At 60.0% G+C, this 23,214-nt stretch carries 20 protein-coding genes; 10 read left to right on the top strand and 10 right to left on the bottom strand.

The genetic code is table 11. The features are described from left to right. Position 1 precedes the first annotated feature (1 nt). Positions 2 to 394 carry a 4-carboxymuconolactone decarboxylase gene (gene pcaC, locus AC1MEW_RS30625; protein ID WP_201195354.1) on the top strand — a complete coding sequence of 131 codons (393 nt, stop codon included), beginning with the start codon at positions 2 to 4 and terminating at the stop codon, positions 392 to 394. Between the two features lie 176 nt (positions 395 to 570). On the opposite strand, the gene AC1MEW_RS30620 is transcribed toward pcaC, so the two are convergent. The 4 genes from AC1MEW_RS30620 to emhA all read right to left on the bottom strand — a co-directional run bounded on the left by AC1MEW_RS30620 (position 571) and on the right by emhA (position 8,031). Beyond that, positions 571 to 1,830, bottom strand: coding sequence for an OprD family porin (locus tag AC1MEW_RS30620; protein WP_201255962.1), 1,260 nt, complete (start codon positions 1,828 to 1,830; stop codon positions 571 to 573). Positions 1,831 to 2,263: 433 nt separating this feature from the next. Further along, positions 2,264 to 3,724: an efflux RND transporter outer membrane subunit EmhC gene (emhC, locus tag AC1MEW_RS30615; RefSeq protein WP_201201328.1), complete on the bottom strand. Its 1,461-nt coding sequence runs from the start codon at positions 3,722 to 3,724 to the stop codon at positions 2,264 to 2,266. Continuing rightward, complete coding sequence (gene emhB / locus AC1MEW_RS30610; RefSeq protein ID WP_201201336.1) at positions 3,721 to 6,870, bottom strand: efflux RND transporter permease subunit EmhB; 3,150 nt, start codon at positions 6,868 to 6,870, stop codon at positions 3,721 to 3,723. The genes emhC and emhB overlap by 4 nt, the downstream gene beginning before the upstream one ends. A 3-nt stretch (positions 6,871 to 6,873) precedes the next feature. Then, positions 6,874 to 8,031 carry an efflux RND transporter periplasmic adaptor subunit EmhA gene (gene emhA, locus AC1MEW_RS30605; RefSeq protein WP_201201337.1) on the bottom strand — a complete coding sequence of 386 codons (1,158 nt, stop codon included), beginning with the start codon at positions 8,029 to 8,031 and terminating at the stop codon, positions 6,874 to 6,876. Positions 8,032 to 8,297: 266 nt separating this feature from the next. On the opposite strand from emhA, the gene emhR reads away from it, so the two are divergent. Then, positions 8,298 to 8,930: an efflux system transcriptional repressor EmhR gene (gene emhR, locus AC1MEW_RS30600; protein WP_201201340.1), complete on the top strand. Its 633-nt coding sequence runs from the start codon at positions 8,298 to 8,300 to the stop codon at positions 8,928 to 8,930. Positions 8,931 to 9,212: 282 nt separating this feature from the next. Here the strand turns inward: emhR and AC1MEW_RS30595 are convergent, their stop codons facing one another. From AC1MEW_RS30595 to AC1MEW_RS30585, 3 genes are read right to left on the bottom strand one after another with little or no spacing between them, the layout of a single operon-like run. Next, positions 9,213 to 10,262: an alkene reductase gene (locus AC1MEW_RS30595; protein ID WP_201201342.1), complete on the bottom strand. Its 1,050-nt coding sequence runs from the start codon at positions 10,260 to 10,262 to the stop codon at positions 9,213 to 9,215. Between the two features lie 29 nt (positions 10,263 to 10,291). Further along, positions 10,292 to 11,458 (bottom strand): MFS transporter, encoded by a 1,167-nt coding sequence (locus AC1MEW_RS30590; RefSeq protein ID WP_201201344.1) that lies wholly within the window; start codon positions 11,456 to 11,458, stop codon positions 10,292 to 10,294. Positions 11,459 to 11,460: 2 nt separating this feature from the next. After that, positions 11,461 to 11,781 carry an ArsR/SmtB family transcription factor gene (locus AC1MEW_RS30585; protein ID WP_201195345.1) on the bottom strand — a complete coding sequence of 107 codons (321 nt, stop codon included), beginning with the start codon at positions 11,779 to 11,781 and terminating at the stop codon, positions 11,461 to 11,463. A 170-nt stretch (positions 11,782 to 11,951) separates the two neighbouring features. On the opposite strand from AC1MEW_RS30585, the gene AC1MEW_RS30580 reads away from it, so the two are divergent. Further along, positions 11,952 to 12,530 carry an acyl carrier protein phosphodiesterase gene (locus AC1MEW_RS30580; RefSeq protein ID WP_201255963.1) on the top strand — a complete coding sequence of 193 codons (579 nt, stop codon included), beginning with the start codon at positions 11,952 to 11,954 and terminating at the stop codon, positions 12,528 to 12,530. Between the two features lie 126 nt (positions 12,531 to 12,656). Here the strand turns inward: AC1MEW_RS30580 and AC1MEW_RS30575 are convergent, their stop codons facing one another. Both AC1MEW_RS30575 and olsB read right to left on the bottom strand, forming a co-directional pair. Next, positions 12,657 to 13,448: a lysophospholipid acyltransferase family protein gene (locus AC1MEW_RS30575; RefSeq protein ID WP_201255964.1), complete on the bottom strand. Its 792-nt coding sequence runs from the start codon at positions 13,446 to 13,448 to the stop codon at positions 12,657 to 12,659. After that, positions 13,448 to 14,203 carry an L-ornithine N(alpha)-acyltransferase gene (gene olsB / locus AC1MEW_RS30570; RefSeq protein ID WP_201201352.1) on the bottom strand — a complete coding sequence of 252 codons (756 nt, stop codon included), beginning with the start codon at positions 14,201 to 14,203 and terminating at the stop codon, positions 13,448 to 13,450. The genes AC1MEW_RS30575 and olsB overlap by 1 nt, the downstream gene beginning before the upstream one ends. Positions 14,204 to 14,357: 154 nt before the next feature. On the opposite strand from olsB, the gene AC1MEW_RS30565 reads away from it, so the two are divergent. The 5 genes from AC1MEW_RS30565 (at position 14,358) to AC1MEW_RS30545 (ending at position 18,825) form a co-directional block, all read left to right on the top strand. Continuing rightward, complete coding sequence (locus tag AC1MEW_RS30565; protein WP_480424711.1) at positions 14,358 to 15,245, top strand: acyl-CoA dehydrogenase middle domain-containing protein; 888 nt, start codon at positions 14,358 to 14,360, stop codon at positions 15,243 to 15,245. A 185-nt stretch (positions 15,246 to 15,430) separates the two neighbouring features. Next, complete coding sequence (locus AC1MEW_RS30560) at positions 15,431 to 16,525, top strand: serine hydrolase domain-containing protein (protein ID WP_480424709.1); 1,095 nt, start codon at positions 15,431 to 15,433, stop codon at positions 16,523 to 16,525. Further along, positions 16,522 to 16,842: an amidase gene (locus tag AC1MEW_RS30555; protein ID WP_201255966.1), complete on the top strand. Its 321-nt coding sequence runs from the start codon at positions 16,522 to 16,524 to the stop codon at positions 16,840 to 16,842. The genes AC1MEW_RS30560 and AC1MEW_RS30555 overlap by 4 nt, the downstream gene beginning before the upstream one ends. A gap of 233 nt (positions 16,843 to 17,075) precedes the next feature. Continuing rightward, entirely contained in the window at positions 17,076 to 17,666 is a 591-nt protein-coding gene (locus AC1MEW_RS30550) for a YceI family protein (protein WP_201201356.1), read from the top strand. 1 nt (position 17,667) lies between these two features. Further along, positions 17,668 to 18,825 (top strand): phospholipase D-like domain-containing protein, encoded by a 1,158-nt coding sequence (locus tag AC1MEW_RS30545; RefSeq protein WP_480424707.1) that lies wholly within the window; start codon positions 17,668 to 17,670, stop codon positions 18,823 to 18,825. Between the two features lie 266 nt (positions 18,826 to 19,091). On the opposite strand, the gene bglX is transcribed toward AC1MEW_RS30545, so the two are convergent. Next, positions 19,092 to 21,383, bottom strand: a complete 2,292-nt coding sequence (bglX, locus tag AC1MEW_RS30540) for a beta-glucosidase BglX (RefSeq protein ID WP_201201359.1) — start codon at positions 21,381 to 21,383, stop codon at positions 19,092 to 19,094. A gap of 238 nt (positions 21,384 to 21,621) precedes the next feature. Here bglX and AC1MEW_RS30535 point away from each other — a divergent pair, with 238 nt between their 5' ends. Together AC1MEW_RS30535 and AC1MEW_RS30530 are read left to right on the top strand one after the other, a co-directional pair. Next, complete coding sequence (locus AC1MEW_RS30535; RefSeq protein WP_201255968.1) at positions 21,622 to 22,230, top strand: LemA family protein; 609 nt, start codon at positions 21,622 to 21,624, stop codon at positions 22,228 to 22,230. Continuing rightward, positions 22,230 to 23,177 carry a TPM domain-containing protein gene (locus tag AC1MEW_RS30530; RefSeq protein WP_480424705.1) on the top strand — a complete coding sequence of 316 codons (948 nt, stop codon included), beginning with the start codon at positions 22,230 to 22,232 and terminating at the stop codon, positions 23,175 to 23,177. Before AC1MEW_RS30535 ends, AC1MEW_RS30530 begins: the two co-directional genes overlap by 1 nt. Positions 23,178 to 23,214 lie beyond the last annotated feature (37 nt).

Here is a 23,214-nt window from a genome sequence, read left to right as displayed (position 1 = left end):
TGTGGACGAGAAACAACGTTACGACGAGGGCTTGAAAGTCCGCCGCGCGGTCCTCGGCGATGCTCACGTCGACCGCAGCCTGAACGCGCTGACCGAGTTCAACTCGGAGTTCCAGGAGATGATCACCCGTCACGCCTGGGGCGATATCTGGACCCGCCCGGGCCTGGAGCGCCACACCCGCAGCCTGATCACCATCGCCATGCTGATCGGCATGAATCGCAACGAAGAGCTCAAGTTGCACCTGCGCGCCGCCGCCAATAACGGCGTGACCCGTGGCGAGATCAAGGAGGTGATCATGCAGAGCGCGATTTATTGCGGGATTCCGGCGGCGAATGCGACGTTCCATCTGGCGGAATCGGTTTGGGATGAGTTGGGGGTTGAGTCTCGGGAGTGATCTTCGGGATTTGTAGCGTTTGGGCTGACGCTATCGCGAGCAAGCCTCGCTCCTACAGGGGAATGCGACTTCCTGTAGGAGCGAGGCTTGCCCGCGAAGGCGTTGTGTCAGTCGATATCAATGTTGCCTGACACACCGCTTTCGCGAGCAAGCTCGCTCCCACATTTCGTCCGTGTTTACAGCAGGCTGATCGGGTAACTGACGATCAACCGGTTCTCATCAAACTCGTTGTTGTTGAAGTCCCGACGCAAGCTCGAGTTGCGCCATTTGACGTTCAGGTTCTTGAGCGTGCCGCTTTGCACGGTGTAGCCCAGTTCACTTTCGCGGCCCCATTCCTTGCCGTCGGTGGTGGTGGCGGTGTGCACGTTGTCACCGCTGATATAGCGGTTCATCAGGGTCAGGCCCGGCACGCCCAGAGCGGCGAAGTTGTAGTCGTGGCGCAGTTGCCAGGATCGCTCTTGGGCGTTGTCATAGCTGTTGTTGTAACTGTCGTTGGCCAGGGTTCCGCCGCTGGTACCGTTGACGCGCATCCAGGCGCTGTCGCCGGTGAGTTTTTGCAGGCCGACGTAGAAGGTGCTGCCGCCGTATCTGGCCGAGAACAGGCCGGACCAGGTCTTGTTGTCCAGTTCGCCAGCCAGGGCGCTGCCGTCGTCCTTCCCATAGAAGAACCCGATGTTGGCGCCCAACGTCCAGTCGCCGATGGGTTGCGTATGGGTCAGGTTTACGAATTGCTGGCTGTAGATGTCCTTGAGTTCTGCATTCCACAGGCCGATTTGGGTGTGCTTGTCGTTGAACGTGTATTCGCCGCCCTGGAAGTTGAAACGGTCCGAGGTGATCGCGGCTTTTCCGACCATCGACATGTCGGTCATGCTGCTGTCGTCCCGTGGACTGTTGGCGCGGAACTGGCCGCCGTAGAGCGTCAGGCCGTCGATTTCCTTCGAGGTGATCTGCCCGCCACGGAAGGTTTGCGGCAGGGAGCGGCCGTCATCCGAACGCAGAATCGGCAACACCGGCATCCACTCGCCAACCTTCACTTCGGTCTGGGACAGCTTGGCCTTGAACGCCACGTTGGTACGGCCAAAGGTGTCCGCCGGGCGCCCGTCGTGATCAAGCGGCAGCAACTGGGTGCCGCCGGTGCCTTTGCCGCCGTCGAGTTTCACCGAGTACAACCCCAGCACGTCCATACCGAACCCGACGGTGCCCTGAGTGAACCCGGACTTGGCGTCGAGGATAAAACTTTGCGTCCACTCCTGAGCCAAGCCCTGGGCCTTGGTCGGGTTGGTGAAATTGCGGTTGATGAAGAAGTTGCGCAGGTTCAGGTCGACCTTGGCCCCATCGACAAAACCCGACTCATCGGCCACGGCGGGCAGGGCGCTGCCGGCCAGTGTGGCGGCGATGAGGCTGGGAAACAGGTACTGCGCGGTAGAAGGCTTCATGGGCTCGGGTCTCTCTAATTGTTAGGGGTGAAACGGGGCGCTGCCGCAACCTGGGGGTGCAGACACAAGATTCGAAATCGGGGGAAGAGCGGGCGAAATCAGCCGGACAGGGCAGGGCGCGGGGGCATGGTGTCGAACCTGTTGTTATTGGTTTTGTGGAGCGAATGGTGCGGGGGATGGGCGGAGGGATTCAATTGGGGAAAGCGGGTTTTGGGCGATTATCGAACGTAAGATGGTTTGGGTTTTTGGGTGAGGTTCAGGGCCTCTTCGCGAGCAAGCCCGCTCCCACATTCGACCGAGTTCCTCCAGGATGAATACGGTTAAATGTGGGAGCGGGCTTGCTCGCGAAGGGGTCATGAGTGTCGACACAACTTTTTCCTGCAGCCAACAAAAAGCCCACCAATCGGTGGGCTTCTTGTTTTTCAAAGCGCTATCAGAACAACTTCAACTTCGGCGCTTCTTCTTTCAACGGCTCGTTCTTCGCCGTTTGTTCGTTCCAGCCACCACCCAGCGCCTTGTACAGATTGACTGCGCTGTTCAACTGCGCCAAACGGTCGGTGATCAGCGCCTGTTGGGCACTGAACAGCTGACGCTGGGCGTCGAGGAAGGTCAGGTTGCTGTCGACACCAATGCGGTAGCGACGCTCGGCCAGACGGTAGTAGTCCTGGTTCGCGGTAACGAAATCACGCTGAGCCTGCAACTGATCGGTGTAGGTCTGGCGGGCAGCCAGGCCGTCGGCGACTTCCTGGAAGGCCGTTTGAATGGACTTCTCGTAGTTCGCCACGCCGATGTCTTTCTGGATTTTCGAGTAATCCAGGCTGGCGCGCAGGCTGCCGGCGTTGAAGATCGGCAGGTTGATCTGCGGCGAGAACAGCCAGGTGCCCGAACCACCCTTGAACAGACCGGACAGGTCCGGGCTCAGGGTCCCGGCATTGGCGGTCAGGCTGATGCTCGGGAAGAACGCCGCTCGCGCCGCGCCGATGTTGGCGTTGGCGGCTTTCAGGTTGTATTCGGCCTGGAGGATATCCGGACGACGTTGCAGCAAGTCCGACGGCAAGCCCGGCGGAACATCGCTCAGCAGGTCATCAGACAGTGGCTTGGCGGCTTGCAGATTGGCCGGGACGCCGGTGCCGAGCAGCAGCACCAGGCTGTTTTCATCCTGGGCGACCTGACGGGTGTACTTGGCCAGTTGCGCCCGGGCGTTTTCCACCGAGGTACGCGACTGCGCCAGGTCCAGGGCCGAAGCGACACCAACTTCGTTGCTGCGCGCGGTGAGCTTGTAGCTCTGCTCGAACGCACCGAGGGTGTCCTGGGTCAGTTTCAGCAGTTCCTTGTCGGCCTGCCAGGTCATGTAGGCGTTGGCCACACTGGCCACCAGGCTGATCTGGGTACTGCGCCGTGCTTCTTCGGTGGCGAAGTACTTCTGCAGGGCTTCTTCGCTCAGGCTGCGAACCCGACCAAACAGGTCGAGCTCATAGGCGCTGATGCCGACCGTGGCCGAGTACGAGCTGCTGATACCCGCTTTACCGCTCGTCGAGGCGTCCGCCGGGAGCCGCTGACGGCTGCCGGTGCCATTGGCCGAGATGGCCGGGTACAGATCGGCACGCTGGATGCGGTACTGAGCGGAGAACGCGTCGATGTTCAGGGCCGCGACACGCAGGTCACGGTTGTTTTCCAGGGCTACCTGAATCATCTGTTGCAGTGCCGGGTCATGGAAAAACTGCTTCCAGCCCTGTTCGGCGGCAGCCTGGCTAGGCGCCTGGGCCGGCGAATACGCCGGGCCTTGCGGGTATTGGTTTGCCACCGGAGCTGCAGGCTGCTGATAGTCAGGAATCAGCGAGCAGCCGCCAAGCACGAAAGCGGCGACGGCTAGGGAGAGTAGCGACTTGCTCATTGGCCAGCCTCTTTAGGAGTTTCAATGGCGTCATCCTGGTCAGTTTTCTTGCGCTGGCCAATGGACGACACGGTAACGAAGAACAGTGGGACCCAGAAGATCGCCAGGATCGTGGCCGTGATCATACCGCCAATTACCCCGGTACCGATCGCATGCTGGCTACCCGAACCGGCGCCAGTGGAGATCGCCAACGGAACCACACCCAGAACGAAGGCCAGCGAGGTCATGATGATCGGTCGCAGACGCATCCGGCAGGCTTCAATAGCCGCCTCGCGCAGGCTGCGTCCTTGCTCGTGCAAGTCCTTGGCGAATTCGACGATCAGAATGGCGTTTTTCGATGCCAGACCGATGGTTGTCAACAGGCCCACCTGGAAGTACACGTCATTGGATAGACCGCGCAGGCTGGTGGCCATCAATGCACCGATGATCCCCAGTGGCACCACGAGCATAACCGCGATCGGAATCGACCAGCTCTCATACAGCGCCGCCAGACACAGGAACACCATCAGCAGCGACAGCGCGTACAACGCTGGCGCTTGCGAGCCGGACAGCCGCTCCTCGTAGGACAAACCGGTCCAGGAAATGCCGACACCGGCCGGTAGTTTCTTGGCGATGGCTTCGACTTCGGCCATGGCTTCACCGGTGGAGTAGCCCGGCGCCGGGGCACCGAGGATTTCCATCGCTTCCACGCCGTTGTAACGGGCCAGTTTCGGCGAGCCGTACACCCACTCACCTTTGGCGAACGCGGAGAACGGCACCATGGTGCCCGCGCTGTTGCGCACGTACCATTTCTTCAGGTCTTCAGGGCTCATGCGAGCGCCTGCCTGACCTTGCACGTAAACCTTCTTCACCCGACCACGGTCGATAAAGTCGTTGACGTAGCTACTACCGAAGGAAATCGAGAGCGTGCTGTTGATGTCAGCGAGTGTCAGGCCGAGGGCGCTGGCTTTCTCGTCGTCGATTTCCAGTTGGTATTGCGGCTCATCGTTCAGGCCGTTCGGACGCACCTGATACAACACTTTGCTCTGCGCAGCCATACCGAGGAACTGGTTACGGGCCGCCATCAGCTTGTCGTGACCGATACCGGCGCGATCCTGCAGGAACACGTCGAAACCGGTGGCGTTACCCAACTCCAGTACCGCCGGCGGTGCGAAGGCGAACACCATCGCATCACGGAAGGTAAAGAAGTGCTGCTGGGCGCGGCCTGCCAGGGCAAACACGCTGTTGCTCGCGTCACGCTCGCCCCACGGTTTGAGCATGATGAACGCCAGGCCGGAGCTCTGCCCGCGACCGGCGAAGTTGAAGCCGTTCACGGTAAACACCGAAGCCACCGAACCGGACTCTTTCTCCAGCAGGTAGGAACGCATCTCGTCGATCACCACTTGCGTGCGTTCGGCGCTGGAACCGGCCGGGGTTTGCACCTGGGCGAACAGTACGCCCTGGTCTTCTTCCGGAAGGAACGCAGTCGGAATGCGGGTGAACAGCCAGATCATGCCAACGATGATGATCAAGTAGGCCAGCAGATACGGTGCCTTGTGCGTGAGCATGTTGCCGACACCGCGCTCGTAGCTTTTGACGCCACGGTCGAAGTTACGGTTGAACCAGCCGAAGAAACCGCGTTTCGGCGTGCCGTGCTCGCCTTTCGGAATCGCCTTGAGCATGGTGGCGCAAAGCGCCGGGGTGAAGATCAGGGCAACCAATACCGACAAGGCCATGGCCGAGACGATGGTGATGGAGAACTGTTTGTAGATCACACCGGTAGAACCGCTGAAGAACGCCATCGGCAGCAGTACCGCCGACAGCACCAGAGCGATACCGACCAGTGCACCCTGGATCTGCCCCATGGATTTCTTGGTGGCCTCCTTGGGTGACAGGCCTTCCTCGCTCATCACCCGCTCGACGTTTTCCACCACGACAATGGCATCGTCCACCAGCAAGCCGATGGCCAGCACCATACCGAACATGGTCAGGGTGTTGATGCTGAAACCGAATGCCGCGAGGATCCCGAAGGTACCCAGCAGTACTACCGGCACGGTCATCGTGGTGATGATGGTGGCGCGGAAGTTTTGCAGGAACAGGAACATCACCAGGAACACCAGCACGATCGCTTCGACCAGGGTTTCAACCACACCCTTGATCGACTCGGTGACTACTGGCGTGGTGTCGTACGGGAATACCACTTCCATCCCTTGCGGGAAGAACGGCTTCAGGTCGTCGATGGTTTTGCGCAGGGCCTTGGCCGTGTCGAGGGCGTTGGCGCCGTTGGCCAGTTTCACCGCCAGACCGGAAGCCGGCTTGCCGTTGAACTGTGCCGCGATGCTGGAGTTTTCGCCACCCAGACCGACATCGGCGACATCACCGATACGCACTTGCGAACCATCTTTGTTGACCTTCAACAAAATCGCCTTGAACTGCTCGGCAGTCTGCAGGCGGGTCTTGCCGATGATCGTGGCGTTCAGTTGCTGGCCAGGCAGTGCTGGCAAGCCACCGAGTTGACCGGAAGACACTTGAACGTTCTGTGCCGAAATGGCGGCACTGACATCGGCCGGGGTCAGGTTGAAGTTGTTCAGCTTGGCCGGGTCGACCCAGATCCGCATCGCGTACTGGGCACCGAAGACCTGGAAGTCACCGACACCGGCGGTCCGCGAGATCGGGTCCTGCATGTTCGACACGATGTAGTTGGACAAGTCGTCCTTGGACATGCTGCCGTCTTGCGACACCACGCCGATCACCAGCAGGAAGTTTTTCACTGCCTTGGTCACGCGGATACCCTGTTGCTGCACTTCTTGCGGCAGCAGCGGGGTGGCCAGGTTCAGTTTGTTCTGGACCTGAACCTGCGCGGTATCGGAGTTGGTGCCCTGCTCGAAGGTGGCGGTAATGGTCATGCTGCCGTCGGAGTTACTTTCCGACGACACATAACGCAGGTTATCGATACCGTTGAGCTGTTGTTCGATGACCTGCACCACGGTGTCCTGCACGGTTTGTGCAGAAGCGCCTGGGTAGGTCACGGAGATGGCAATGGCCGGTGGTGCAATGCTTGGATACTGGTTAATCGGTAGCTTGAGGATCGATAGAGCCCCGACCAACATGATCACCAGGGCAATTACCCAAGCGAAAATCGGACGGTCGATAAAAAATTTCGACATGGTTTACTCCCCTTTGCCGCTATAAGCCTTGTCAGCTGTCTGTGCGGCGGCCGGGTTTTTCGCAGTTACGTTGGTCGCTTCAGTCGGTTTCACTTCAACACCCGGTTTGACGAATTGCAGCCCTTCGGTGATCAGGCGATCGCCGGCTTTCAGGCCGTCTTCGATCAGCCATTGGCTGCCGACGGTGCGGCTGGCCTTGAGCTGACGCAGTTCGACCTTGTTGTCCGGGCCGACGACCAGTGCGGTCGGCGTGCCTTTGAGGTCACGGGTCACGCCTTGTTGCGGCGCAAGGATGGCGGCAGCGTTAACCCCGGACTGCAATTTGGCGTGAACGAACATGCCTGGCAGCAGGGTGTGATCAGGGTTCGGGAACACCGCACGCAGGGTCACGGAACCGGTGGTCTGGTCGACCGACACTTCGGAGAATTCCAGCTTACCGTCCTGTTTGTACTCGCTGCCGTCTTCCATGGTCAGTTTGACTGCCGCGGAGTTCTCACCGGCCTTTTGCAGGCGGCCGCTTTCCAGTTCGCGACGCAGCTCAAGCAGCTCCACCGAAGACTGGGTCACGTCGACGTAAATCGGGTCCAGTTGCTGAATCACCGCCATGGCATCGGCCTGGCCATTGCTGACCAGTGCGCCTTCGGTCACGTTGGAGCGACCGATACGGCCGGTCAGTGGCGCGTAAACCTTGGTGTAGCGCACGTTGATCTGGGCGGTCTGAAGCGTTGCTTCGGACTGCAAACGGTTGGCTACAGCGGTGTCGTATTCCTGACGGCTGACGGCTTGCTCGTTGACCAGTTGCTTGTAGCGATCAGAAATCGATTTGGTCTGTTGCAGGCTGGCTTCGGCGCTTTTCAGCGTCGCTTCATAGACCGACGGATCGATCTGATAAAGCTGCTGGCCGGCTTTGACATCGCTGCCTTCTTTGAACAGGCGCTTGAGAATGATGCCGTTGACCTGTGGGCGGACTTCCGCGATGCGGTACGCACTCGTACGGCCCGGAAGCTCGGATGTCAGGGTAAAGGCTTGAGGTTGCAGGGTGACGACGCCGACCTGAGGGGCGGGAGGGGCAGGAGGTGCCTCTTCCTTTTTGCATCCGCTGAGCAGTGATGCCAGGGCGACGGCAGTGACCAGAGCGGTAACAGCTGGCTTGAATTGCATGAAAATCCTCGGGTCAGGCGCGCAAAATGCGCACTCGAAAGGTGGAAGGGTAAAAATTAGGCGCTGAGTGGATAAGTAGCTTGCTAAGGAATATACTTACGTTCATGGTTGTTTGTAAATACCTAGGTCGCGTACCCATACCGTTACAAATGCCGCTCAAAGGTTTGAATTGTAGGCCGTAGACGGACCCCAAGAGAGTTCGCTGCACATTTACTCAGCGCGTATTCAGACAGCGCTGAAGCATCCTGATCTGAGGTTGTACTGCCATGGTCCGTCGTACCAAAGAGGAAGCTCAAGAAACCCGAAGCCAGATACTCGAAGCGGCAGAGAAAGCCTTTTATGAAAGGGGCGTGGCGCGCACGACGCTGGCGGATATCGCCACACTGGCCGGGGTTACTCGCGGGGCCATCTACTGGCATTTCAGCAACAAGGCGGATCTGGTGCAGGCCATGCTCGACACCTTGCATGAGCCGCTGGATGAGATGGCCAAGGCCAGTGAGAGCGAGGACGAGCTCGATCCGTTGGGCTGCATGCGCAAATTGCTGACTCATTTGTTTCATCAAGTTGCCCTGGACCCGAAAACCCGACGTATCAACGAGATTCTGTTTCATAAGTGCGAATTCACCGATGAAATGTGTGACCTGCGCCAGCAGCGCCGGACGGTCAGCCTCGACTGCAACGTGCGAATTGCCCTGGCCCTGAGTAATGCGGTGAATCGGGGGCAGTTGCCGAACGATCTCGATACGGCCCGTGCTGCGATCAGTCTGCACGCCTACATCGACGGCATCCTGTACCAGTGGTTGCTGGCGCCCGACAGTTTCGAGTTGCACACCGAGGCCGAGCGCTGGGTCGATATAGGGCTGGATATGCTGCGTTTGAGCCCCAGCCTGCGCAAATGAAACAAAATGCGTAATTGGATCCAGTCGTGTCAATGCTTCATGTAGCAGAAAATCCGTTTTGCTCGCCTTGACTCCGTCGAGTGCTTTTATATACGGACTAGTAGCAGGTTGATAGGTAGTGAACTATGTATTTTGTAGGGATTTTGTTTCGGCCGTGTGAATAATCCCGCTCAAGCGGCCCCAGTCTGCAATCTGTTGAACGCAATACGCAAAAAGCCCCGGCTCTTTCGAGTCGGGGCTTTTGCGTTTCTGTAGGAGCAGCGCTTGCTCCCATGGACATTTTTACAGCGTTGGGTAGTCGATATAGCCCACTGGCCCCTTGCCATAGAACAACTCTGGACGTGCTTCATTCAGCGGCGCATCCGCCTTCAAGCGCGCCGGCAGATCCGGGTTGGCAATGAATGGCACACCGAACGCGACGGCGTCAGCCTTGCCAGCCGCGAGCCAGGCATTGGCGCTGTCCTTGGTGAAACGCTCGTTGGCGATGTACGGGCCGCCGAAGGCTTCTTTCAATTGTGGGCCCAGGCTGTCGCCAGCTTCTTTCTCGCGGGAGCAAATGAAGGCGATGCCGCGTTTGCCCAGCTCACGTGCTACGTAAGTGAACGTCTCGGCCAGGTTGTCGTCGCCCATGTCATGGGAGTCGGCGCGTGGTGACAGGTGCACACCCACGCGGCCAGCGCCCCAGACTTCGATTGCTGCGTCGGTCACTTCCAGCAATAGGCGCGCACGGTTTTCCAGGGAGCCGCCGTAATTGTCGGTGCGCTGGTTGGTGCTGCTTTGCAGGAACTGGTCGAGCAGGTAACCGTTAGCGCCGTGGATTTCCACGCCGTCAAAACCGGCAGCCTTGGCGTTCTCGGCACCGACGCGGTAAGCGTCCACGACGTCGGCGATTTCGGCGATTTCCAGAGCACGTGGCGTTGGGTAGTCGGACAACGGACGAACCAGGCTGACGTGACCCTTAGGCTGGATGGCGCTCGGTGCAACCGGTGCTTCGCCGTTCAGGTACGACGGGTGGGAAACCCGGCCCACGTGCCACAGTTGCAGGAAGATCTTGCCGCCCGCGCCGTGGATCGCTTTGGTCACGTTGGACCAGCCGCGAACCTGGTCGTTGGACCAGATGCCCGGGGTGTCCGGGTAGCCGACGCCCATTGGCGTGACCGACGTCGCTTCGCTGAGGATCAGGCCGGCGGAGGCACGTTGTACGTAGTACTCGGCCATCAGCGCGTTCGGCACACGGCCTTCGTCGGCGCGGCAGCGGGTCAGTGGCGCCATGATGATGCGGTTGGCCAGCTCGACGTCGCCCAGTTTGATCGGATCGAAAATAGTCGTCATGAATACAACCCTCGTGAGGTAGTGGTTAGTTAGTTGGTAGCAGGAGCCAGGTCGGGATTGCCGCTCTGACGGAAAGTAATCAGGGTTACCAGCAGGGCGAGTACCGCCAGTGCGGCTGCCGCGAGGGGCACGCTGGTCAGGCCGAAACCGTGGGCGATGACGCTGCCGCCGACCCAGGCACCGAGTGCGTTGCCGACGTTGAATGCGCCGATGTTCAGGGTCGACACCAGGTTCGGTGCCGCTTTGCCGAAGGTCACCACGTTGATTTGCAGCGCAGGGACGGCGGCAAACGATGCGGTGGCCCAGAGGAACAGGGTGATTTCAGTCGGGATAACCGCGACGCTCGTCCAGGTCAGGATGGTGGAGACCACGGCCATCGAAGCGAACACGCCGATCAGCGTGGCGGCCAGGCGCTTGTCCGCCAGTTTGCCGCCGATGATGTTGCCGACCGTCAGGCCGAGGCCGATTAGCAGCAGCGTCCAGGTCACGCCTTTGGGCGAGACACCGGTGACATCGCCAAGCAGCGGGGCGACGTAGGTGAACAGAGTGAACATCGAGGCGGCGAACAACGCAGTCATGCTCAGCGACAACCAAATCCCGGCGCCTTTAAGGGCGCGCAGTTCGGCGCGCATATCGAGTTTTTCTTCATCGCGCTTGGCCGGCAGGAAACGGATCAGGCCGATCAGTGCAATAACACCGATCACGGTCACCGCCCAGAACGTCGAACGCCAGCCGTATTGTTGACCGAGGGCTGTGCCCAGCGGCACGCCGAGGACGTTGGCCAGGGTCAGGCCGGTGAACATCAACGCCACCGCCGACGCGCGTTTGTTGGCCGGGACCAGTCCTGCCGCCACCACCGAACCAATGCCGAAGAATGCACCGTGGCAGAGGGCGGTGACGACACGGGCAAACATCAGCACGTTGTAGTCACTGGCCAGAGCGCAGAGCAGGTTGCCGACAATAAAAATCCCCATCAACGCTACCAGGGCGGCCTTGCGCGGGAGCCGGGCGGTGGCCAGTGCCATGAACGGCGCACCGATGGCCACGCCCAGGGCGTAACCGGTCACCAGCCAGCCGGCGCCGGGAATCGACACACCAAGGTCCGCCGCCACATCGGGCAGCAAGCCCATGATGACGAACTCGGTGGTGCCGATGGCGAAGGCGCTCAGGGCCAGAATGAGTAGCGAGAGGGGCATTGTTAAGTCCTTGTCGGAGCACTGAGCTCTTTGACGATGGCGTCGAGGGCCGCTTGAATCACGTCCTCGTTGCGTTTGAAGAAGTGCCATTGACCGGCTTTCTGGCTGCTGATCAGACCCGCACGTTGCAACGTCGCCAAATGTGCGGACACGGTCGACTGCGACAGGCCGCAGCGTTGGTCGATTTGCCCGGCGCAAATGCCGTACTCGTGGTTGTGGATCTGTTCCGGGAACTGAACCTTGGGGTCTTTCAGCCAGATGAGGATGTCTCGGCGTACTGGGTGTGCCAGGGCTTTTATTATTTCGTCGAGGTCGAGGGTCATGGTGGGGGCTCGTGATGAGTAAAACGCTATATCGCGATGAGGCGAACTTTAAATCGTTGAATCGCGATATACCAATATGATTTCGGTCTGACGAACGCATAAATCGGTATATCGGGTTATAACGATATGTTGGTTGTAACGATACCAATGCGCGGTGCTAAGCTGCGCCCATGAATTATCTCGCACATCTGCACCTCGGTGGCCAGCGCCCCGGTCAATGGCTCGGCAGCCTGTATGGCGATTTCGTCAAAGGACGGCTGCAAGGGCAGTTTGACCCGGAGATCGAAGCGGCCATCCAGTTGCATCGCAGCATCGACGTGTTTACCGACCGCCATCCGTTGGTGGACATCGCGTTGTCGCGGTTTTCCATCACCCGCCGGCGTTATGCCGGGATCGTGGTCGACGTGTTTTTCGACCATTGCCTGGCCCGGGACTGGACGCTCTACTCCGACCAGCCGTTGGCGCAGTTCACCTCGGATGTCTATCGCGTGCTCTCTCGCGAGCCGCAGCTGCCGGAACGGCTGGCGCAGATCGCGCCGCACATGGTGGCCAATGACTGGTTGGGTTCTTATGAGGATTTCGAGGTGCTGTCGCAGGTGCTGCGGGGGATTTCCCGGCGGCTGAGCAAACCTGAGGAATTGGCCGGGGCGATGCAGGAGTTACGGGTGTTGTATGAGCCGTTGAGCGAGGATTTTCGGTTGTTCTATCCGCAGCTTCAGGACTTTGCGCAGAACTACTCAACACCATAAAACCAATATGGGAGCGGGCTTGCTCGCGAATGCGATGGGTCAGTCAGTGATGATGTCGACTGAACCACCGCATTCGCGAGCAAGCCCGCTCCCACAGGGGATATGTGTTCCTTCAGGAGATTTGCATCAAGCCGCGATAGCGGGACGCATCGGCACTTGCTGTTTTTCGGGAATCGCCCCGAACAACGCCTTTTGCACCGCCTGCTGCGCTTCGAACGCCAGCGCTGCACGTTCGCGGCCCTGGCACTCGATCGGCTTGAGCACGTGGATTTCCACCTCCCCCCGATCATTGGCAAACAAACGCATCAGGTGCGAGAGCAAATCATCGTCACCAATAAACGGCGCCAGCGTATCGATTTCCCCGTCGCGCAAATAACGAATCGCCACCGGTTGCATCGCCACTTGCGCGTCAATCGCCGCTGACAGCAGGCGACCGTGAAAGGTGCGCAACGAACGGCCATCGGTGGTGGTGCCTTCCGGGAACATCAGCAACGGATGCGCTTGCTCCAGGTGACGGGTCATCTGTTTGCGGATCAACTGGCTGTCGCCCGAACCGCGGCGGATAAACAAGCTGCCGGCCTTGGCCGCCAACCAGCCGGCCACCGGCCAGGTGCGCACTTCGGCCTTGGACAGGAACGACAGCGGCGTGATCATGCCCAGCAGCGGGATGTCGGTCCAGGACACGTGGTTGCTGACCCAGAGCATCGGTTGTTTGGGCAGTTCACCGTGAACGGTCACGCGAAAGGGCAGGGCGTTGCTCAATCGCGCCATGAAAAACCGCGACCAGCGCTGGCGACGGACCATCGAATGGGCAATCCCTGCGCGCTCGAACAACCCGAACACACTGGCCATGGTCAACCCCAGCGCTACCACCACCAGCACTCGCGCAATTCGCGCGTACACCCGGAGGCGACTCATTACATAGCCGCCTTAAAGTGTTTGGCGTAACGCGGGCAGAGTTCGTCGCGCTTGAGCAGGATGAACACGTCGGCGACCTGAAAGTCTTCGTCCCAGCACGGCTCGCCGCAGATCTTCGCGCCCAGGCGCATGTAGGCCTTGAGCAGCGGCGGCATTTCGGCGATCACGTTCGAGGGGATATCCAGTGTCGGCAGCGGCTTTTTCGGCTCGGCCCGCAGGTGTTCGGTGCACAGGTAACGTTCGCGCAGGCGCTGCATGATTGCGTGGGCCTGAATCCCGCCGTCCTGCATCGGAATGCTCGCGCAGCCCATCAAATAGCTGTAGCCGCCCTGGTTGAGGACTTCGGCCAACTCGCCCCACAGCACGGCGATGGTGCCGCCGTTGCGGTAGGCCGGGTCGACGCAGGTGCGGCCGATTTCCAGGATCGGGCCTTTGAGCGCAACCAGGCCGTGCAAGCTGAATTCTTCTTCGCTGTAAAACTTGCCCAGGCTGCTGGCGGCGGTGTGGTCGAGCAAACGGGTGGTCGCGACCAGACGCCCGGTGTTCAAGTCACGCACGCCGATGTGGGCGCAGTGAACATCATAGTCATCCATGTCCAGGCCCAGCTCCGCGCCTTTCAGCTTGGCGTTGAATTCGCCGCTGAAAACGTTGAAGCGCAAGGCCTGCGCTTCTTGCAAGGCCTCGGTGCCGATCAGGCGTTCGGCTTGCAGGCGGCGTTCATTGCCGGTGTCGCTGATGCGGGCGATCTGAGTCATTGCGAATCTCCGTACGGGCCGTTCACCCGTCGTGGGTTGCAGCCGATCGACTTTCTTTATGCAGCCGTGTTGTGCAAAGTCAGGCTATGTAGCCCCGGTGTCATCGCCGTTAAGCTTTGGTGATGCTTATATGACAGCCCACAAGGAGCCTCTTATGCCCTGGCAAACCCTGTTGAATCGCCGCGAACGTCTGCCCGCCAATCCTGACCTGGCCGAAGGCTTTGCGACCTTGTTGCATCAGTTGGGCACGGTCACGCCGTTCGAACTGGCGGTGGCCGGCGCACGCCTGATGGCGACGCCGGGTCTGGCGTTTTTGGTGGGTTATCAGGCGGCGTTGCGTGTGCTGTGGCCGAGCGCGCCGTTGAGCCTCGGCGCCTTGTGCGCGACCGAACAGCGCAGCCTGCGCCCGGCAGACATACAGACCCGGCTCCAGGACCTGCGCCTGAACGGGCGCAAGGATTTCGTCACCGCCGGCGATGCCGCCGACTGGCTGCTGATCGCCGTCCGCTGCGAAGCACTCGGCGAAGACCCGCGACTGAGTCTGGCGGTGGTGTATCCCGGTGAGCCGGGCGTGCGCCTGGAAAAACTCCCGGCCATCGCGTTGATGCCGGACATCAGCCACGGCCGGGTGTTTCTCGACAACGCCTTTTGCGAATTGCTGGCAGGCGACGGCTGGGACGCTTACGTCAAACCGTTCCGCACCCTGGAAGACATCTATGTGTTGAGCGCCATGACCGCGTGGCTGTACGGCGTCGGACAGGACAGCAACTGGCCGCAAACCTTGCAACTGCGGTTGCTGGCGCTATTGGCCGGGTGTGCGGAAGCCAGTCGTCAGGCGCCGAATAACCCAGCTGGGCATGTGCTGTTGGGTGGGTTGTTTGCGCAGTTTGATGGGCTTAAGCCTGAGGTGGATCAAGCCATGGCCGACGGGCTGCCGTTGTGGGCGGCGATGTGGCAGCGCGATCAAGCGGTGATGGAGTTGGCGGCGGGGGCGCGGGGGAAGCGATTGGCCAAGGCACTTGCTGGATCTTCGCTGGATTGACCGGCCTCTTCGCGGGCAAGCCTCGCTCCTACAGGGGACTTGTGTAGGTCACCAATAATGTGCCTCCATAAAACCCCTGTAGGAGCGAGGCTTGCCCGCGAAGACGTAGCCATGGCCGACACAAACTCCAAAACTGTCATCAACCTCGTCTAGGCTCAGCAGATTCTTCCCCCCGAGCCCTCACCATGTTCAAAGGCTTGTCCCTGCTTTTCATGCTGCTGCTCAGCGCCACGGCCCACGCCGAAAACTGGCCCGGCGAGCAGTGGTCACAAGGCTCGAAAGTCACTGGTCCGGCACTCGAAGCCCTGGAAACCTACGCCTTCCCAAGCCGCGATGACAGCACCCGAAAAGGCATCCGCACCGACGCCTTGCTGGTCATTCGCGACGGTCAACTGATCTACGAACGCTACGCCGGCCCAACCACCGCCGACACCCCGCACCTGACCTGGTCCATCAGCAAAAGCCTGATGTCCACGGTCTTCGGCGTGGCCTATGGCGAAGGCTTGTTCACGTTGCAGGACCCGGCGGTGAAGTTCTATCCGGCGTTGGAGAATCACCCGGCGATCACCCTGGCCGACCTGCTGCATTGGGCCTCGGGCCTGGACTGGCAGGAAGACTACGAATACGCGCCGCTGAAATCCTCGGTGGTGGCGATGCTCTACACCCGTGGCCACGCGAACATGGCCGCGTTCACTGCCGGGCACGATGAATACGCCGTGCCAGGCCAGGCGTTTCGTTATTCCAGCGGCGACAGCAATCTGCTTTCGGCCGCATTGAAAAACATCGTCGGCCCGAGTCGTTATCCGGACTATCCATGGACCGCGTTGTTCGAACCGCTGGGAATTCGCCAAGCCGTCTGGGAAACCGACGCCAGCGGGACGTTCGTCGCCTCGTCCTATGCCTACCTCACCGCCCGGGATCTGGCGCGGGTCGGGCTGTTGATGGCCCGCGATGGTCGTTGGCAGGATCGACAATTGCTGCCCAAGGACTGGGTCGCCTTCAACCGCGAGCCTTTCGCCGGTTATCGCGCCCATCAGGACGACGCCGTGCCCGGCGGCCAGTGGTGGCTCAATCGCGCGGTGGATGGCGCGACGCAACCATGGCCCGACGCACCGGCCGACACCTTTGCGGCGTTGGGGCACTGGGGGCAGGCGCTATATGTGATTCCTGGCGAAAAACTGGTGATCGTCCGCTATGCCGATGATCGCGATGATACTTATCGGCACAACGAACTGCTCAAACTCGCGCTCAAGGCATTTGCCGAGAAGGTGCAGCCATGAGTTTTATTCGCCGCCGCCCCTTCAGCACGCTGTTACTGCTGCTGTTGTTCGCCTTGCTCGGCTGGATCTGGCAGGAGCGGGTCGCGCTGTGGGCATTTCCGGACATCATCAGCGCCTACACCGCCAAGGAATATTGCTCGTGCCGGTATGTGATGAACAACGACGTCGAGTACTGCCGTGGCTACGTGAAGCAGTGGTTGCCCTTCAGCGGGTTTATCGATGACGAAGCCGGAAAACGCGTGACAGTCAGTGGTATGGGACGCAGCAATAACGCGAAGTGGATCAGCGAGCGCCAAGGCTGTCGCCTGCAACCCTGATCTTTGCGAGGCTCTTGTGGTGAGGGGGCTCGCCCCCGTTGGAGTGCGAAGCACTCCCAAGTCCATACGATGAATTCCCTCAGGTAGATCACCTTCGCGGGTTTACGTCTGCTTCGCAGCCGAACGGGAGCAAGCCCCCTCACCACAAAAAGCAGGGTGTCAGTGACTGACAGTTTGCAACCCGCCTCAGGCCAGTTAAGGTTCGTGCAGGTTTATCTGCCCCACGAGTGTTTATGTTCAACCGCTTCCTCTCCAAAACCTTCGCCCTCCTGCTGCTGGCCGGTGCCACGCTGTCGGCCCATGCCGATTGGTACCTGGACGGTGAGTCGTCGCGGCTGTCGTTCATCAGCACCAAAAACGCCAACGTCTCCGAGGTGCAGCGCTTTTTGGTCTTGCACGGTAAGGTCGACCCTACCGGGCTGGCGCAGGTCGAAGTCGAGATGGACTCGGTGAACAGCGGTATCCCGCTGCGTGACGAGCGGATGCGCAAGGATCTGTTCGAGATCCAGACCTTCCCCGAAGCGTTGATCACCGCGCAGATTGATCTGCGTCCGATCAACGACCTCGCCCCCGGCGCACAGCTGGAATTGCGTTTGCCGCTGACTGTCAGCCTTCATGGTAAACAACATCAATACAACGCCGAACTGCTGGCGACCCGGCTCGATGACCGGCGCTTTCAAGTGGTGACTCTGGAGCCGCTGGTGATCAACGCTGAAGATTTCGACCTGGCCCCCGGCCTGGAAAGTTTGCGCAAGGTTGCCGGTTTGTCGGCCATCAGTCTGTCGGTGCCGGTGGGTGCGGTACTGATTTTCACGGCGCGCTGACATGGCCGGTGCCGTATTTCCGTGGCGTGAAGGCAACAGCTTTGAATTGCTGATCGACGGTCCGCAGTTCTTTCCGCGGATGTTGGTGGCGATTGCCCGCGCTGAAGAGCAGGTCGAACTGGAGCTGTATCTGGTGGAGGCGGGCGCCTGCGCCGAGGCCATGGTCCAGGCATTGGTTCAAGCCGCCGAACGTGGTGTGCGAGTGCGTTGCCTGTTCGATGACTACGGCAGCCTGGCGTTCACGTTAAACCTGCGCCGACGATTGACGGCTGCCGGGGTGGAGTTGCGTTTTTACAATCGCCTGAGCTGGCGGCGTTGGGTCGGCAACTTCTATCGCGATCACCGCAAGCTGTTGCTGGTGGATCAGAACATGGCAGTGGTCGGCGGCACCGGGGTCACCGACGAATTCTGGACGCCGGGCGAAGACACCAGCGAATGGCATGAAGTGATGGTGGAAATCACTGGCCCGCTGGTGCTCGACTGGCAATTGCTGTTCGACCGCCAATGGATCGCCAACCGTCACCGCCGCGCCTGGCGACCGGCCTCGCACTTCGGCCTGCCGCGTTTGCCGCGCGTACCGTCCGTGGGCGAGGGTATGGGCCGGGTTGCCTATGCCGATGCCCGTCAACACCGGGACATTTTGCAGTCGCTGTTCCGCGCATTGAACAGTGGGCAGTGGCGAATCTGGCTGGCCACGCCGTATTTCCTGCCGACCTGGAAAGTTCGCCGCTCGTTGCGCAAGGCTGCCGCGCGCGGCATCGACGTGCGCCTGCTGCTGACCGGGCCGCGCACCGATCACCCGTCGGTACGCTACGCCGGGCATCGCTACTACCCGCGACTGCTCAAGGCCGGGGTGAAAATCTTCGAGTACCAGCCGTGTTTCCTGCACCTGAAAATGGTGCTGGTGGACGACTGGGTGAGCATCGGTTCGTGCAACTTCGACCACTGGAACTTGCGCTTCAACCTGGAAGCCAACCTCGAAGCGCTGGACCCCGGATTGACGGCGGCGGTGACGGCGAGTTTCGAGAAGGACTTTGCCCAGAGCCAGGAAGTCAGCCTCGAGGCATGGCAACGCCGACCGCTGTGGCGGCGGGTCAAGCAACGGATTTGGGGATGGGTGGATCGGGTGGTGGTGAACATTCTGGATCGACGCGGATAGTCGCTTACACCGAATACCAATGTGGGAGCGGGCTTGCTCGCGAAGACGGCTTAACGGTCGACAAATTTGCTGACTGACAGACCGCTATCGCGAGCAGGCTCGCTCCCACACTGGATTGGCGTCGAACACAAAATTTGATCGCAACTCGAAACAACTGTGGGAGCGAGCTTGCTCGCGATGGCGGTTTAACAGTCAACGTAGATGTTGGATGTTATGACCTCATCGCGAGCAAGCTCGCTCCCACAGGTTTTGTGGCGTCTGGATAATTACAGCAATTCAAAGCTCTGCTGCGTCACGTCCTGGGAGTCCAGGCCGATCTGCACGTTGAACTTGCCCGGTTCCGCAGCGTATTTGAGCTGGGCGTTGTAGAACTTCAGGTCGTCCTCGGTAATGGTGAAGTGCACGACTTTCTGTTCGCCGGCCTTGAGCATTATTTTCTGGAAGTTCTTCAGTTCCTTGACCGGGCGAATCATCGAGCCGGTCACGTCCTGGATGTACAACTGCACCACGGTTTCGCCGTCACGCTTGCCGGTGTTTTTCACCGTGACACTGGCGTCGAGTTTGCCGGTCTTGTTCAGGGTGGTCGACGACAGGGCCATGTCGTCCACGCTGAAACTGGTGTAGCTCAAGCCGAAACCAAACGGGAACAGCGGCCCGGTGGTGTCATCGAAATACTGCGAGGTGTAGTTGCCCGGTTTGCCCGGCGTGAACGGCCGGCCAATGCTCAGGTGGTTGTAGTAGGTAGGAATCTGACCCACCGAACGCGGGAAGGTGATCGGCAGTTTGCCCGACGGGTTGTAGTCGCCGAACAGCACATCAGCGATGGCGTTGCCGCCTTCGGTGCCGCTGAACCAGGTTTCCAGGATTGCGTCAGCCTGGTCTTTCTCTTCGACAATCGACAGCGGACGGCCGTTCATCAATACCAGCACCAGTGGCTTGCCGGTGGCTTTCAACGCCTTGATCAGCTCACGCTGATTGGCCGGGATGTTCAGGTCGGTACGGCTCGACGACTCGTGGGACATGCCACGGGATTCGCCGACGGCTGCCACAATCACGTCAGCATCCCTGGCGGCTTTCACCGCTTCGTCGATCAGCACTTGGGCCGGGCGTGGATCATCCACCACTTCCGGGGCATCGAAGTTCAGGAAGTTGAGGTAATCGAGGACTTTCTTGTCGCTGGTGATGTTGGCACCGCGCGCATAGATCAGCGTCGCTTTGTCGGCCATGGCGGCGTTCATGCCGTCGAACAGCGTGACTGATTGCGCCGGTTTACCAGCAGCGGCCCAACTGCCCATCATGTCGATTGGCGCTTTGGCCAGTGGACCGACCAAGGCAATTTTCGCGGTTTTCTTCAGCGGCAGGGTTTCGTTCTGGTTTTTCAGCAACACCTGGCTGCGGCGTGCAACGTCACGGGCTTGCGGGCGGTGCAGACGACTTTCAGCGTAAGTGTCGGCCGGGTCATCTTCAGCCTTGCCGATGCGCAGGTACGGGTCCTTGAACAGGCCCATGTCGTACTTGGCGCCGAGCACTTCGCGCACGGCGTTGTCGATGTCTTTCTGTTCGATTTCGCCAGCCTTCAACAGCCCGGGCAGCTCTTTGCCGTACAGGGTGTCGTTCATGCTCATGTCGATGCCGGCCTTGATTGCCAGCTTCGCCGCTTCACGACCGTCAGCTGCAACGCCGTGCTTGATCAGCTCGAAAATCGCCCCGTGGTCGCTGACTGCCAGGCCCTTGAAGCCCCATTCCTTGCGCAGCAGGTCGTTCATCAGCCAGGTGTTGGCGGTGGCCGGCACGCCGTTGATCGAGTTCAGCGCAACCATGACCCCGCCAGCACCGGCGTCGATGGCGGCGCGGTAGGGCGGCAGGTAGTCCTGGTACATTTTGACCGGGCTCATGTCGACGACGTTGTAGTCGCGACCGCCCTCGACCGCGCCGTACAAGGCAAAGTGTTTGACGCTAGCCATGATGCTGTCGGCGGCGTTGGCGCCCTGGCCCTGAAAGGCCTTGACCATTACGCCGGCAATCCGCGACACCAGATAAGTGTCTTCACCGAAACCTTCGGACGTGCGGCCCCAGCGCGGGTCGCGGGAAATGTCGACCATCGGCGCGAAGGTGATGTCGAGGCTGTCGGCGGAGGCTTCCTGGGCGGCAATGCGCCCGGAGCGGGCGATGGCGTCCATGTCCCAGCTTGAGGCCAGGGCGAGGCTGATCGGGAAAATGGTCCGGTGGCCGTGGATCACGTCATAGGCGAAGAACATCGGGATCTTCAACCGACTGCGCATGGCCGCGTCCTGCATCGGACGGTTTTCCGGGCGGGTAATGGAGTTGAACGTACCGCCGATGTTGCCGGCTGCGATTTCCTTGCGGATCAGCTCGCGCGGCATTTCCGGGCCGATGCTGATCAGGCGCAACTGGCCGATTTTTTCATCGAGGGTCATCTGCTTCATCAAATTGCTGATGAAAGCGTCCTTGTTCTCTAGAGGTGCGGGGGTCGTGGCGGCCAATACGTTATGACTGGCCAGGCTGACGAACAGGCCCAGCAAACACAGCTTCTTCATGAATAGTTTTCTCAAAGGCCTAAACGGCAGTGAATACGCGCCGGTCAGCCAAAATTTAGGGAGCGACTATTGTTGTTCAAGTAAATGCAGCACACTTCTGACGCGTTTTAGTACTGGGGGCATCTTTTAGCCCATTGGCACGCTGCAATCCAGTGGCGGCGGCAGATTTTGCCCCAAGAGCCCGATTCAAAGGTTACAGGCAGTTTTTCAACGGATTGTGCACGGGAGCATCACTTACATGAATGTACGACTCAACTATCGCCCGGCCCTGCGAGTCGCAGCGCTGATGCTGCTGACCACGCTGCTGGCCGGCTGCGGCATCAACAACATCCCGACCCTCGACGAACAGGCCAAAGCCGCTTGGGGCCAGGTGCAGAACCAGTATCAGCGCCGCGCCGACCTGATTCCCAACCTGGTGGAGACCGTCAAGGGCTACGCCAAGCACGAAGAAGAAACCCTGACCGCGGTGATCGAAGCCCGGGCCAAGGCGACGTCGATCCAGGTTGATGCCAAGACGCTGGATAACCCGGAAAAACTCAAACAGTTCCAGCAGGCCCAGGATCAGTTGACCGGTGCCTTGAGTCGTTTGATGGTGGTGTCCGAGCGCTACCCGGACCTTAAGGCCAACCAGAATTTCCTGGCGCTGCAATCGCAACTTGAAGGCACCGAGAACCGCATCGCCGTGGCCCGCCGCGACTTCATCCTCGCGGTGCAGAAATACAACACCGAAATTCGCACCTTTCCCGGTCGCCTTTGGCACAGCGTGATGTACAGCGATTTGCCGATCCGCGAAACCTTCGAAGCCACCAGCCCGGACGCCGAAAAAGCGCCGCAAGTTAAATTTTGATGGGCGGCGTACAGCGCGTGCTGCAGAGCACGCTGCTGTCGCTGTGGCTGGTTAGCAGTTGCGCCGTGATGGCGCAGCAACAGGCTCCAACACCCACGGACGGGTTAGCGTTGCGCCAGGCGCAACCCGTTTCGCAGGTCGAGCCCAAACCGGTCGCCGCGACGGCAGAGCCCCTGGAAAGTCTGTTTCCCCAACTCACCGGACGAGTCGTCGATACCGCTCAACTCTTGACGCCTTCGGCGGTGCTTTACCTTCAGCAGATGCTTGAACGCCTGGAACAGTCCACGAGCGATCAAGTGGTGGTGGTCACGGTCCCGAGCCTGGGTGGCTACAGCATCGAGGAGTTCGGTGTGCAACTGGTCCGGCACTGGGGCATCGGGCAGAAGGACAAAAATAACGGCGTCCTGCTGCTGGTGGCGCGCGATGAGCGAAAGGTGCGGATCGAAGTCGGGTCCGGACTGGAGGGGCAGATCAATAAGATGTGGGCCGGATATATCATCAATGAATCGATCGTTCCTTATTTCAAGGATGATCTGTATTCATCAGGGATCATTGCCGGGACGACCTCAATCGTAAGAATGCTTGTGCCCACCGATGTACCAAGGGTGGTCAGTCGTTCGGTGGAAAGAAGTTGGCTAGAGTTGATTGACTGGGTTTGGTGGGTAAAGGCGGTGTTCTTTATTGTCTTTCTGGGGATTCTAGTCGCGGCGTTTCTCGGCTCGTGGCGAGAGAAGGAGTACTTCCCGTCCGAGACTGACAAATACACGCCTGACGATGAAGACGATGACAGTCTGCTTCGACGGGAATCGAAGGCTGATCAGGAATCGAGTTGGAGCTGGAGCTGGAGCAGCAGTTCCAGTGACGTTGACGATTCCAGCAGCAGTTCGAGTTCCGATTCGAGTTCTGATTCGGACTCGAACAGATCCTCGAGCAGCGATGACAGCTAATAGCAGTGGCGGGGCTTCCGGCAGTTGGTAGTGCGCC

Source organism: Pseudomonas sp. ASL4 (assembly GCF_056680395.1).
Note: the sequence above shows the minus strand (reverse complement) of the source record. Positions and strands in the feature narration are given on the sequence as shown.